The sequence below is a fragment of the Bacillus thuringiensis genome, from assembly GCF_001455345.1.
Classification (GTDB): Bacteria; Bacillota; Bacilli; order Bacillales; family Bacillaceae_G; genus Bacillus_A; species Bacillus_A thuringiensis_N.
This window is the reverse complement of the sequence record NZ_CP013274.1, coordinates 2,421,942-2,434,574: the sequence shown is the minus strand read 5'-3', so window position 1 is coordinate 2,434,574 and position 12,633 is coordinate 2,421,942. Positions and strand designations below refer to the sequence as shown.

Here is a 12,633-nt window from a genome sequence, read left to right as displayed (position 1 = left end):
CCTTTTTATCTACATCCTAAATGTCTTGCAATTACGAGACGTTGAATTTCAGAAGTTCCTTCACCAATTTCTAATAATTTTGCATCACGAATATGTCGTTCCACTTCATATTCACGCATATAGCCGTATCCACCGTGAATTTGTACTGCTTGATTTGCAATACGACTAGCAGCCTCAGATGCGAAAAGTTTTGCCATAGCCGCTTCTTTACCGAAAGGTTTATCGTTATCTTTTAACCAAGCTGCTTTATGTACTAAATTGCGCGCTAACTCTACTTCAGTCGCCATATCAGCTAATTTAAATTGAATCGCTTGGAAATTAGAAATAGATTTTCCAAATTGTTGACGCTCTTTCGCATATTGCAGTGCACGTTCAAATGCAGATTGCGCAATACCTACTGCTAATGCTGCGATTGAAATACGTCCTCCATCAAGTGTATATAAGAATTGTTTAAATCCTTTATTTACATCACCAAGTATATTTTCTTTCGGTACACGTACACTATCAAGTACGATTTCACATGTATTAGAAGCACGAACACCCATCTTATCGTAAGGGCTTGAGATTGTTAATCCTTCACTTGTAGTTGGTACGATAAATGCCGAAATGCGTTTTCTACCATTGTCTTCAACACCGTTGACAGCGGTTACAATAATTGTATTTGCATACTCTGCATTTGTAATCCAACACTTTTCACCACTAATAACATACTCGTCTCCATCTAATACAGCTTTCGTTTGTGTACCACCTGCATCAGATCCAGCGTTCGGTTCAGTTAATCCGAAAGCACCTAATGTTTTACCTGACGCCATTGGAACTAAATATTTCTGCTTTTGTTCTTCTGTACCGAAATAATAAATTGGAGAAGCACCTAATGAAATTGTTGCAGCGTAACTTAATCCTGTCCCACCACAAGCACGACCAATTTCTTCAACTGCTAACGCGTACGATACAGTATCGCCACCTGAACCCCCATACTCTTCAGGGAATGGGATGCCTAATAATCCTAGTTCGCCCATTTTTTGAAATGTTTCATATGGAAATTCCGCAGTTTTGTCATAATATACCGCTTTTGGTGCGATTTCCTTTTCAGCAAAGTCACGTACCATTTCTTTAATCATTTGTTTTTCGCGAGTTAGAGTAAATTCCATACCGCTACACACCCCTTATCGAATATTGAGTTTCGACAGCGTGCGAGTTTCTACTACAAACATTACAGATTAAAAGACAAGAATATTAGTTAGACAATTGCTATAATTCTGTCATAACTTAATTTTAAAACAGATTCTGTACTAATGCACAAAAAAATTCCTACATTGTTCTACAACAACATAGGAGTTTTCTTGTCGAATTATGTAATTTATTGTTTAATAATCTCTACCTTTTCCCGAATCTGAAATTTCTACTAAAGCTTCAGGGTATGGTTCGAAATATGTTTGTCTTAATAAATACTTTTCATCAAATCGAAGGGTCCATGATTTTAAAATTGCAAGTAAGCTACTAAGTGGTATTTTCTTTTCTGCATATTTATGTATCATTCCTAAAAAATGATCTTTTTCCTGTTTTTTCAACTTTGTTTTAAAATATCCAAAAATATGCTCACATACATTTACATTCGATGTATAGCGGGGTGTGCGCATAAATAATTCATATAAAGTCTTCTCATAGTTTTCAAATACAACTTCAATCTTTTCATTTTTTTGATTTGCAATAATACGCCCTAATTCCTTTTGTTTTACCTGATTATATGCCATAAATAAATATTTATTATCCGACTGAAACGATATGAGGTCTTTCATATTTTTATTACGTTTAATCATCTTGTAATATGCGATTGTAAATAACCTTGTAAAGAAATGTTCTCTAATAATAAAATTCGACAATCTACCTTCTTCTTCAATTGGAAGATGCGAAAATTTTTTTAATACTGCGCCACCAAATAAGCCTGGTCCTTTTCCTTTTGCTGGTGCTTTTTCAAAACCAGAATAAATTTTCACATCACGCGTACCACAACTTGGCGAACGGTTCTTTAAAATAAAACCATCCACATCGGATATCGTATGTAAAAAGTCATTTGAAAATTGCTCCATTTTTTCAGTGACGTCTTCTCTTGTAGACGGTTGCACAAGTTTATTCATACCATTTTCTTCTACAATGCGTATCGTTTCACGAGGAGTCCCCAATCCAATCTCAACTTCTGGACAAACAGGTATAAATGTAACAAATGGCTGCAAATTTCGTATTGTTGCATCCGGAATCATCTCTCCATTATAACGACAAGCATCAAATTCTAAACATTTACTTACAACAATTTTAGGTTTAGCAAATTGTCGCATTTCATTACCTCCTTAGTGCTAGTCCATATAATATAAATTGTACTCAGTTTTACATTTTAAGCAAAGTTTGATTCATTTAGTTTTATTAATGTGCGCTCTATAATGATGGTTTAGACATTGTGAAACGAATAATACACACATGCTCTGGAGAAATTAATACATAAGAAAGGAGGGAGCGTTATGAAGAAGAAATTATCATCTATTTTAAGTGTTTTAGCACTATCTATTATGTTTTTAGGTACATCTGCACAAGCTGAATACGATGGAAATAATATGAATAGAGTTAATAACACTGACATTTCAACTCGAGTTAATGACAATAACTTAGACAGAGTTAATAATGATATGAGAACTCGAAATGTAAATACGACAAATGATTTAAATGATAATCGTGATAAAAATAATAATTGGGCTTGGCTCGGTTTATTAGGACTAGCAGGATTATTAGGTCTTAGAAGAAAAGACAAAGAAACACGTTAATTTGGAACATTTTTAGTAAACAAGTACTTATTTATCAAAAATATATAATGAAAATTAATCGCCTGTTTAAAGGCGATTAATTTTTTGCTAAAAAATGATATAAGTACTTCACACTTCAACATATTTTTACTTATGATTAAAATCGTGGCGTTAATCCGTACAATATAAATTGAATCGTACTTTCAATTTCCGTTTCATCATCCCATTTTTCTTCAGGCAATAATAAAAATCGTGTTAATAATAAACCTAATACAGCTGATAAAGTAAGTCGTAAAACAGAAGATGGGGGCATTTCAATAATTTCTCCTTCTTCTTGAAACTTTGCAATCAACTTTTTAAAATGTGAAAGTAATTCTGTTTCAACTAAATGTTGTATTTCATTTTTCAGTTCCGGCTGAAACGGCACTTCTTGAATTAATATTTTTATCATTGGAAAATGCTTTTTTGCAAATTCAAATCTATTATGAATGACAACTCTTAAAAGTCCTTCATACGATTCATACTCCGATTTAAATATTTCTTTCGCAAAGGCTTGTACAAAAAATGGTGCAGCAAACTTTGTTAATGTCGGCATGACGACTGCTAACAATAAATCTTTTTTCGTTTTATAGTAGCGGAAGATCGTTCCTTCCGCTACACCAGCGCGCTTTGCAATTTCACTTGTTGAAGTTGAAGCATATCCTTTTTCTCCAAACATATCAACGGCTGCTTCTAAAATACGCATTTGACGTTCGTTTCGTTTATCTGTATTTGTTGCGGCAATCAATTCTTCCAGCCAATCCTTCTTCATCTATAATGCCCCTTTGTATCATCATTATATTTTTCGATGTTTCTTTAATGCAAATACATTTCCTACTGCAAATAATAGTGAAAAAAGAAGTAAAACAGTAAGATCTAATGCAATCTCTGTAATTCCTTGATTTCGAATCATCACTTGTCTCATTGCGTCAGCGCCATATGTGAGCGGAAATAATTTCCCTAACATTTGGAGCCACTTATTCATAGATTCAATTGGAAACAAACCAGAAAAGAAAATTTGTGGCACAATGACAAGCGGTATAAACTGGATCATTTGAAATTCATTATTTGCGTATGCAGATAAAAACGTCCCTAAAGTTAAAGCAGTTAAAGAAAGCATACATGTAATAAGTAGCGTTAGCCATATGGAGCCAGCTACATATAGGTCTAAAATGTAAACTGAAAAACTTACGATAATAATGGATTGTATGAATGCAAAGATTCCAAAGCCAATAATATATCCTACAACTATTTCCCATCTCCTTACCGGCGTCGATAATAACCTTTCTAAAGTACCACTTAAACGCTCTCTTACGAAAGATACCCCTGATAAAATGAATACAAAGAAAAATGTAAAGAAACCGATTAATACGGGACCAAGCCCATCAAACATTGTAAAGTCTTTAGAACCATGTAAATAATTCACTTCAGGTTTCATAATCGATACATCGTTCTTCTCTGTGCCTTTTTGTAATATTTGTAGCACAGCACGATTTTTTGACGAATCACTACCTTCTAATACAATATTCATTTTTCCATTTTCTAAACGAATTACCGCATCTACCTTTTGTTTTTCCAACTCAGACATTGCCTTTTCTTTACTATATTCATAAATTGACGCTTCCTGATTTTTCATCACTGTTACTATTGGAGCGGGCATATCAACAACAGCAATATGCGGTACATAGTCCTTTTGTGTAAACACTAGCGACAATAACCAAAGTAATAACATAGGTGCCCCAAACATCATCGCTAACGAACGTTTATCTCGAAAAAATTGGCGAATAATACGAATGATTACACCGATAACTCTCATGATTCAGCCACCTCTTCCAACAAAAAGACATCTTCAATCCTTCCTGATGATACCCGCTTTTTCAATTCTTCAGGTATTCCAGTCGCAACCAGCTTTCCTTCCCTAATCAGCCCTAGACGCTCACAAAACTCAGCTTCATCCATAATGTGTGTCGTTACAATTATCGTTGTGCCTTTCTTTTTAAGATCATAAAACTTTTCCCAGATTGTTTTTCTAAGAAGCGGATCTATCCCTACTGTTGGCTCATCTAAAATTAATATTTCGGGTTCATGGAGGAGTGCTATTGCTAATGATAAACGCTTTTTCATGCCACCTGAAAAATGTTGTACTTGCTTTTTCATATGTTGTGATAATTGTACAATTTCAAAAATCTCTTCAATTCTTTCCTTTTTATGTTTTCCCTTTAATCCGTACATCGTTGCAATAAAATCTGCATTTTCATATGCTGATAGTTCTTCGTATAATGCATCAGCTTGAGCCATATAACCAATTCTTTTCATTTCATTTAAATTAGGCATGTTCGTGTTGTAAACAAGCACTTCACCTTCCGTTGCCTCATTAATACCCGCAATCAATTTAATAAGAGTCGTTTTCCCTGAACCTGAAGGCCCAACTAAACCAAATATCTCTGCTTTTTCAACTTGTAATGAAAGATTGTGTAAAACTTCTTTTTTTCCAAAACTTTTCGATACAGTCCGTAAAATAATGGCAGGTTGCTGCACGTATTCTTCCCCCTTTTCCAAAATGAGTGAGTACTCACTTTTATTTTACTCTTGCGTAATTATATGTCAAACTTCATTGATTAGTATGGTTTTCCGTCAACAATATTAAACAATGAAACAGAGTCGACATTAGAATATCCTTTCTTAAAGTCGACTCTGTTTCATTTCAATTATATATTTTACTTTACGTTTTTAAATTCATATATTTCCTAATTCTAGCAACATCTAAAGAATATTCGATAACTAATTGCTGTAACGGTAAAATAACTGTGTCAGGATATAAATGTGCATATTGTAATGTTTCCGCATATTTTTCTAACCTTTTTTCTAAATACTTTATAATTTGATCAGGATGACTTACTAATAAACATTTGCAATAATAATGTATTTGTTCCTCAATCGCCGTATACTCTTCAATTTCATATTCTTTATGCATGTGTACACCCCTTTAAGTTTTTTACATGAATTACTTATCACACATTTCACTCGACTAATTTTTAAGTTTTTTGATTATTTACACTATAACAAACTCTTCGGGTCAAATTTTGTTACTTTATGTAACGTAGAAAATTTTTAACAAAATTGTAATGTTAACTTGTATAAAATGCATATGTCCTATTTTTTTCTGTATAGAAAAGTCGTACAGTTCAATTTAACTGTACGACTACAAGTTCTGGCCTATTAAAAATTCTTTGCAGAATGATACTATTACCTAATCCTCTACTCACTACCATAGACGTATTTTGTTTTTCATATAAACCGGCTGTATATTTAGGTAAAACACCTTGATTTGGAGCCACTAATTTGCTGATAAATAGTAACCTAAATTGTCCACCCTGAGCGTGTCCTGATAAAACTATATCCATTTGCTCATCAGCATAATTCTGAATAAATTTAGGTCTATAGAATAAATTATCTATTTCTCCTATTTTAATGTGGTGCTCCTATTTATAGATATACTCCTATGTAATCCGTAATTTTCCTTATCGGATAAATTAATAAAAATTATTTCCCTACACATTGAGATTACAAGTTGTATAAGGAAGCTCTTCTTTTTTCCATGCAAGAAATCCTCCCTTTAGATTAACCACTTCCTTTATACCAGCTCTCTGTATAATACTAGCTGCTATAGCGGAACGCAATCCGGTTCGACATTGTAAAACGATTGGGCAATCCTTTGGTATACAATCTAGCTGCTTAAATAGATTTCCTAAAGGGATATGTATTGCATCATAAAGATGTCCTTCCTCCCACTCCTTTTTACTACGCACGTCGATTACCTTAACGCTTCCATCTTTTATATGCGGATATAATTCAATTGATGTTTTTTCTTTGTAACTTTCAAACCTATCAAGTCTTTGTATAACTTGTAAGGGTGCAAAAGCAATAATATTATCTAGCCCAATAGATTCAAAGTCTCTAATAACCTCCTCAACTCTAACTTTTTCCTCATCTAGAATGATTATAGTTTCTGTTTTATAATCTAGTAACCATCCACACCAGGTTGTAAAGGAATTGTTATACGGTATGTTAATTGATTTCTCGATGTGACCAGAAGCAAAACTCTCTACATCCCTTATATCAACTATTTGCTGAACACTCCTCATAACTTCTTGAAGTTCTTTTACTGTTTTAATAGCAAAAACTTCTCTCTTCTTACGAATTGGTGGACCGTACTTATTTAAATCCTTCATTAATGAAAAATATTTTGGAGGCTCTGGCTGTCCCGTCAATAAAGTCGATACAAAATCACTTTCTTCATTAAACTGAAATGCCCAATTGAACATCTTTTCATAACCTAATGTAGAAGTTGGAATTGCTCCTAATGCTTTTCCACATGCGCTTCCTGCACCATGTGATGGCCATATCTGCAAATAATCAGGGAGTATTTTTATTTTTTGTATAGAATTAAATAATTGTTTCGCTCCTATTTTTGCAGTATCTTTCATACCTACAGCGGTTTCTAATAAGTCCGGCCTTCCTATATCTCCTACAAAAATAAAATCACCTGTGAATATTCCTATCGGCTTATCATTCGTATAATTATTTTGACTTGTATCAGTTACTAAAAAAGAAATACTTTCAGGCGTATGCCCTGGTGTGTGCATTACATTAAATTTTATATGACCTACTTTAAACTCTGAGCCCTCTCTAACTAATTTGTATCGACCTTCGTTAAGATATTGATATTTCCAATCACAATCCCCTTCATCAGATACATATAAATTGGCATGATAAAGAGTAGAAAGTTCTCTAGACCCAGAAAGAAAATCTGCATGAATGTGAGTTTCAGCCGCAGCTATTACTTCCATCCCCTCTTTCTTAGCAAATTCTATATATTGTTCTATATAGCGACCTGGATCAATTACAATTGCTACACCTTCCTTCTGACAACCGACTAAATAGGAAGCATGTGCTAATTTTTCATCATAAAAATATTTTAAAAGCATAGCTATTCCCTCCAATTAGTTATTTCAAATTGCTTTTCAATTTTAATTTTTATAACCACTTTCTCTTTTCTCTTATAGGATCCCTTTCAACATAAAATTCCAATACATATAGGGCAACATATATCTTTTAAGTAAAAACATACTATACCGTTCTTTCGCTTGATTAAATGGAAACGTTTCTTGAGGCTCATGTTTATAGTTAAATTCAGCGAGTATCAGACTTTTATAACCAGTAATAATCGGACAAGATGTATACCCATCATATTTAGCCTGCAAGTCTCTTCCGTTAAGTACGTCCATAATATTTTGTTTTAAGATAGGTATTTGTTTTCGAATTGCCGCTCCAGTTTTAGAGGTGGGTAAATTGGTACAATCTCCAAGTCCGAAAATATTCTTATACTGCACATGTTGTAAAGTATAAGGGTTTATATCTACCCACCCCTGAGAATCACTTATTTCACTCTCTTTAATAAAATTAGGTGGCCCCATTGGTGGAACAACATGGATCATACTGTATGGTACAGTTTCTCTTTTCAGTGTTTGTGTATCTTCAAAAATTGCTTCTCTCTTTTCGGCAATAATTTCTACTAAGTTTTTATTATAATTTGTTATAATTTGCTTTCTTTCTAGTACTTGTTCTAATGTATTAGCATATCGTGGAACCTGAAATATGTTAGCGTTCGCTGTATAAAACATTACTTCACTTTTATTTCTTACACCGTTATTAGAAAAATACTCTTCTGCTAAATACATAATCTTTTGTGGGGCACCACCGCATTTAATAGGAGTATTGGGGTGGGTAAAAACCGCATTTCCTCCTTTAAATTTTTTAATTTCTTTCCAAGTAGAATCAACATATTTATAAGAGTAATTGCTACAAACCCCATTAGTCCCAATAGACTCTTTTAAACCTTTAATACCGTCCCAATTTATTTGTATACCGGCTGCTACAATAAGAATTTCATACTCAAGCAGCAGTCCATCATCTAAAAGTAGCTTATTTTCATCCGGAAACAACTTAATAACACTTTTAGGGATCCATGTTGCCCCTTTTGGAATAAGCAATTCTTGATCACGCATCGTAATTTCCTTTGAAACAATTCCTCCCCCCACTAAACTCCATAGTGGTTGAAAATAATGTTTTTTTGACGGATCAATAATTGCAATACTTTCTTTCAATAGGGGTACATTTCGTAACAAATGTGCAGTAGAAGATATTCCAGCAGTCCCAGCACCAATTACAATAATTTTATAACTATCTCTGGTCTTCATTATCCTCTTCCTATCTAAAATTGATTTTTAAAATAACTATTTAATAGCCTTATTTTCATCGTAATAACATTATTATAATTTAAAAACACCATGTATTTATTTGATTAAAATGAAAATTTTGTTAATTCAACTGTCAATATTACTTTATGCGTAAATCCCCTATGTTACTTCCATCTTTTATATTTCTCAATGCTAGTCTTCTTCCTATCTTACTTTAATTACAATTTCTCTCTACGCTCAAATCTATCTTTATCTCTTTTTTCCAAGAAAGCGCTTCTTCTAGGCCTTCTTCACCATTCACTTCATAGCTTATTTTCCAAGCTCTAATCGTTCCAGAATTAACAGAAAACTTTTCCGTAATGTCAGCTATTGAATGACAACCATCTTTATAAAGAGCTAGAATCGCCAATTTTTCAGTTTTAATAAATAAAATTCTTAGCCTATAGTAGCCAAATTAAATTATTTTACACCGACCTGATTCCAAGCATTTTCTATGGCTTTATAAGTTACACTATCATAGCCATCATAATCAGCCGCAGATTGTAATAAAGCAGTACGAGCTTGTTTAAAATCGCTAGTTGGAGTCAAATATGTTGTTAATACACGATAATAGATTTTTTCTGCCTTTTCTTCACCAATGGAATTAATTGTAAAATATAAAACCTTATTTGGAATACCACTATTAATATGCACTCCACCATTATCTCCTTCTTCAGTTTCTGGAAGATATTGATAGTTTTTCATATGGGCAGGTTGTCCCTATTCCTCAGGATTTGATAAGCTTCGTAGTGCGTCCCCAGAAACACCAGGTGTAAATACAGCATCTCCTACATCCCAATTGGTAGGATCAACAAAATAGCCAAAGACATCAGAGAAAGATTCATTTAATGCACCTGATTGATTTACGTAACGAAGATCAGCAGAATACTCTGTAACAGCATGAGTTAATTCATGTGCCACAACATCAAGAGAACCAGAAAGTGTAATAAATCTGCGACCATTTCCATCCCCATATATCATTTGCTGGCCATTCCAAAATGCATTATTTACGTTAACTCCATAATTCACAGCGGAGCGAATCGTTTTACCTTTCCCATCAATACTATTACGATTATGGACATTTTTATAATAATCATAGACTTTTCCTGCATGATAATGGGCATCAACTGCTGGCCCTTGATCTTTATTTGTCCAAGCATTATCATCATCAAATAGACGGTAATTTATTGGATAATCTTTATCGCTATGATTTACTGTAAATGTTTCAATATAGCCACCATTCATAGGCTTTGTTGTGTCTTTTAAGTAGTATTTTCCCTTTACACTACTAAAAGTTGTATTTAATTCTTTGTTATCACCTAGTACCCCATATCCATAACCTTTATGAGCACTATCTGCATCTGTAACTGCATTATATGAATCTACAATTGTCCCATCTTCCGCATTAACATAGATGTGCCAGTTAGCACCATCAGGTTTAATAAATTGTAGTTTCACTTTAAATGTTAAATGGTAAGTTCCATCTTTTTCATATACAACTAAATCTGCTTTTTCATTAGTAGACTCTAAGTTTTCTTTTATTTGATCTAATGCATTTCCATCCATTTTTACTAGCGTATCACTTTTTGTAAGTTTAATATGTTTCCAAGCATTTGAAAGTGCTGTTTCCTTTGTAATCTTTGCTTTTGTATTACCCTTTAATCTTTCCTCTGCAGCTGGATGGACATCTCCATTGGTCGTTGTTACTCTACCCTCTTTATCTGTATGTACAATAAATTGTGCACTATCAACGGTTATTTTATTTATAGATCGTGTATAAACATAGTGTTTCATACCTAAATCATCTGATTTCACTTCTTTAAGTGTTAAATCTTTTTGTGGATTTATTTTAAATAATTCTTTATTTTCTTCAAGAAACTCTTTTACCGCTTTTTGAGTCTCTACCTTTTTATCAGATAAGTCACCTGAAAGAAATGATGGGCTTCCCTGTTCCTCATTCCAATTTTTTTGTAGTACCTCCATTTTATCCATTGCTTCTTGTTGGGAAACTTGCTCTTCTGCAAACGCAGTTGAAAATGGTGCACCTAACATTGTTCCTGCAGCAAGCAATGTAATAACTGTTTTTTTATTCGTTTTCCCCCTTCAATATGAGTGATATAAGAGATATAATTGCAAAATTTAATATACAATTATTTCCGGATTTTTTGTATAAATATTAAGATATGAATTCCTTCTAGAGGTACCTTCACATGCCCATCACCCTAAAATTTTGAAAGTACCCCCAAATAAAAAATTTACTTTTCTACAGTTATTTATTTATGAGGATTAAGCCCATTTTTTACATCTTGCGAGTAATTATTTAATCGCTGTCGTACTGCTGTTTGAATATAAGTAAAATAAGTTCCATTCATCCAAAAAACACCCCTGATTTCCTATGAATAATGGAAATCAGGGGTGTTTATCGGTATATAAACCTTTAAAATTATTAATGAGTCTTCTTTTAAATAGATAAACGGTTAAACAGATAAAAAAACTTCCACTGTTATATTATCCCTTATTTCTTAAATATAGGTGCTATTTTATCAATGCGATTTGTCCAAATTCCACCTGTATAATCGTTAGGAAGGCGTTTTATATCTTCAGATGAGTCAAATCCACTTGAAAACCCAAACCCATTTCCTTCTAAAATGATAACTCGAGTATCTGCTTTATCCATTCGATAAATTAAACTTGTATAATGTTAGCGTGATAGGCATAGAGCACCACCCACATTTTAATTATTTTATAGACCAAGCAATTCTCAAAAAATGATAGCACAATTTTAATTATGATTTTGATTTTAATAATACGTTCTGAGACACTACTCTTCTTCTAAAATAGCGTAATAATATTCATCCCACCATTCATTTCCATGAGGGATACACTTCTTGAAATAGCCTTCTCTCCTCATTCCAATTTTCTCCATCACTCGATATGATGGGGTATTTTCTGGCTGACATGTAGCTATAATTCTATGTAATTTCATTTCCTTAAACCCATATTTCAATGTAGCTTGTGCTGCTTCAGAAGCATATCCTTTATTGAAATATTTAGGATTGAATACCCACCCAATCTCATAAGTATGTTCACCAAAATATTTATGAAAAACAATATGACCAATCAGGATATTTTCACCTATTAGTATCACAGGAAAGTTCTTAGCATTTTCACCCATATTTTTATTTACAAAGTTTCTTGTATCTTCTTCAGTAAAAACCCCTTCAGGTATGTATTTCATAACATCGCTATCTGATGTATACTCATGAACAGCTTCCCAATCCTTGAATTCAAATTTTCGTATTAGTAATCTTTCTGCTTTTATAAACATTTACTTTTCTCCCCTCAAAAACTCGTTACTTTATTTCAGATTCACATTTAATCCTTAAAAAAAGAACTTGCAGGAATCTCTACAAGTTTTTTTATATCACGTGAATATATGGGACAAACAAACTATCTTACCGATTCATCATAGAAACTACAGGGGTAGTACTTTGACAACT

General features: G+C 33.1%; 11 protein-coding genes and 3 pseudogenes. 1 reads left to right on the top strand and 13 read right to left on the bottom strand.

Annotated elements, in window-relative coordinates; genetic code table 11:
- Nucleotides 1-5: 5 nt before the first annotated feature.
- Nucleotides 6-1,151 (bottom strand): acyl-CoA dehydrogenase, encoded by a 1,146-nt coding sequence (locus ATN06_RS12645; RefSeq protein ID WP_016087807.1) that lies wholly within the window; start codon nt 1,149-1,151, stop codon nt 6-8.
- Between the two features lie 216 nt (nt 1,152-1,367).
- Complete coding sequence (locus tag ATN06_RS12640) at nt 1,368-2,336, bottom strand: YbgA family protein (RefSeq protein ID WP_060630915.1); 969 nt, start codon at nt 2,334-2,336, stop codon at nt 1,368-1,370.
- A 180-nt stretch (nt 2,337-2,516) separates the two neighbouring features.
- Between ATN06_RS12640 and ATN06_RS12635 the strand changes: the two genes are divergently transcribed.
- Complete coding sequence (locus ATN06_RS12635) at nt 2,517-2,816, top strand: WGxxGxxG family protein (protein ID WP_060630914.1); 300 nt, start codon at nt 2,517-2,519, stop codon at nt 2,814-2,816.
- 136 nt (nt 2,817-2,952) lie between these two features.
- Here the strand turns inward: ATN06_RS12635 and ATN06_RS12630 are convergent, their stop codons facing one another.
- From ATN06_RS12630 to ATN06_RS12585, 11 genes and pseudogenes are all read right to left on the bottom strand, one after another.
- The gene (locus ATN06_RS12630) at nt 2,953-3,606 is read right to left on the bottom strand and encodes a TetR/AcrR family transcriptional regulator (protein WP_060630913.1); all 654 of its coding nucleotides are present in this window, start codon (nt 3,604-3,606) and stop codon (nt 2,953-2,955) included.
- A gap of 24 nt (nt 3,607-3,630) precedes the next feature.
- Nucleotides 3,631-4,650: an ABC transporter permease gene (locus tag ATN06_RS12625; protein ID WP_060630912.1), complete on the bottom strand. Its 1,020-nt coding sequence runs from the start codon at nt 4,648-4,650 to the stop codon at nt 3,631-3,633.
- Nucleotides 4,647-5,372: an ABC transporter ATP-binding protein gene (locus tag ATN06_RS12620; protein WP_060630911.1), complete on the bottom strand. Its 726-nt coding sequence runs from the start codon at nt 5,370-5,372 to the stop codon at nt 4,647-4,649. Before ATN06_RS12620 ends, ATN06_RS12625 begins: the two co-directional genes overlap by 4 nt.
- A 184-nt stretch (nt 5,373-5,556) precedes the next feature.
- Nucleotides 5,557-5,808 carry a hypothetical protein gene (locus ATN06_RS12615; RefSeq protein ID WP_000548621.1) on the bottom strand — a complete coding sequence of 84 codons (252 nt, stop codon included), beginning with the start codon at nt 5,806-5,808 and terminating at the stop codon, nt 5,557-5,559.
- A 211-nt stretch (nt 5,809-6,019) separates the two neighbouring features.
- Nucleotides 6,020-6,283: pseudogene (locus tag ATN06_RS12610) on the bottom strand (metallophosphoesterase); the annotation flags it as partial.
- A gap of 102 nt (nt 6,284-6,385) precedes the next feature.
- Nucleotides 6,386-7,822: an MBL fold metallo-hydrolase gene (locus ATN06_RS12605; RefSeq protein ID WP_060630909.1), complete on the bottom strand. Its 1,437-nt coding sequence runs from the start codon at nt 7,820-7,822 to the stop codon at nt 6,386-6,388.
- A 72-nt stretch (nt 7,823-7,894) separates the two neighbouring features.
- Nucleotides 7,895-9,094: an FAD/NAD(P)-binding oxidoreductase gene (locus tag ATN06_RS12600; RefSeq protein WP_060630908.1), complete on the bottom strand. Its 1,200-nt coding sequence runs from the start codon at nt 9,092-9,094 to the stop codon at nt 7,895-7,897.
- Between the two features lie 214 nt (nt 9,095-9,308).
- Complete coding sequence (locus ATN06_RS12595; RefSeq protein ID WP_060630907.1) at nt 9,309-9,503, bottom strand: helix-turn-helix domain-containing protein; 195 nt, start codon at nt 9,501-9,503, stop codon at nt 9,309-9,311.
- A gap of 50 nt (nt 9,504-9,553) precedes the next feature.
- A pseudogene (locus ATN06_RS12590) lies at nt 9,554-11,185 on the bottom strand (M4 family metallopeptidase).
- Nucleotides 11,186-11,648: 463 nt separating this feature from the next.
- A pseudogene (locus ATN06_RS28385) lies at nt 11,649-11,813 on the bottom strand (glycerophosphodiester phosphodiesterase); the annotation flags it as partial.
- Between the two features lie 141 nt (nt 11,814-11,954).
- Nucleotides 11,955-12,461 carry a GNAT family N-acetyltransferase gene (locus ATN06_RS12585; RefSeq protein ID WP_060630906.1) on the bottom strand — a complete coding sequence of 169 codons (507 nt, stop codon included), beginning with the start codon at nt 12,459-12,461 and terminating at the stop codon, nt 11,955-11,957.
- Between the last annotated feature and the right edge of the window lie 172 nt (nt 12,462-12,633).

Excerpts from the sequence above, each read along its gene's own strand:
- ATN06_RS12630 (WP_060630913.1), bottom strand. The coding sequence starts at position 3,606 with ATGAAGAAGGATTGGCTGGAAGAATTGATTGCCGCAACAAATACAGAT.
- ATN06_RS12640 (WP_060630915.1), bottom strand. The coding sequence starts at position 2,336 with ATGCGACAATTTGCTAAACCTAAAATTGTTGTAAGTAAATGTTTAGAA.
- ATN06_RS12635 (WP_060630914.1), top strand. The coding sequence starts at position 2,517 with ATGAAGAAGAAATTATCATCTATTTTAAGTGTTTTAGCACTATCTATT.
- ATN06_RS12625 (WP_060630912.1), bottom strand. The coding sequence starts at position 4,650 with ATGAGAGTTATCGGTGTAATCATTCGTATTATTCGCCAATTTTTTCGA.
- ATN06_RS12645 (WP_016087807.1), bottom strand. The coding sequence starts at position 1,151 with ATGGAATTTACTCTAACTCGCGAAAAACAAATGATTAAAGAAATGGTA.
- ATN06_RS12600 (WP_060630908.1), bottom strand. The coding sequence starts at position 9,094 with ATGAAGACCAGAGATAGTTATAAAATTATTGTAATTGGTGCTGGGACT.
- ATN06_RS12605 (WP_060630909.1), bottom strand. The coding sequence starts at position 7,822 with ATGCTTTTAAAATATTTTTATGATGAAAAATTAGCACATGCTTCCTAT.
- ATN06_RS12585 (WP_060630906.1), bottom strand. The coding sequence starts at position 12,461 with ATGTTTATAAAAGCAGAAAGATTACTAATACGAAAATTTGAATTCAAG.
- ATN06_RS12615 (WP_000548621.1), bottom strand. The coding sequence starts at position 5,808 with ATGCATAAAGAATATGAAATTGAAGAGTATACGGCGATTGAGGAACAA.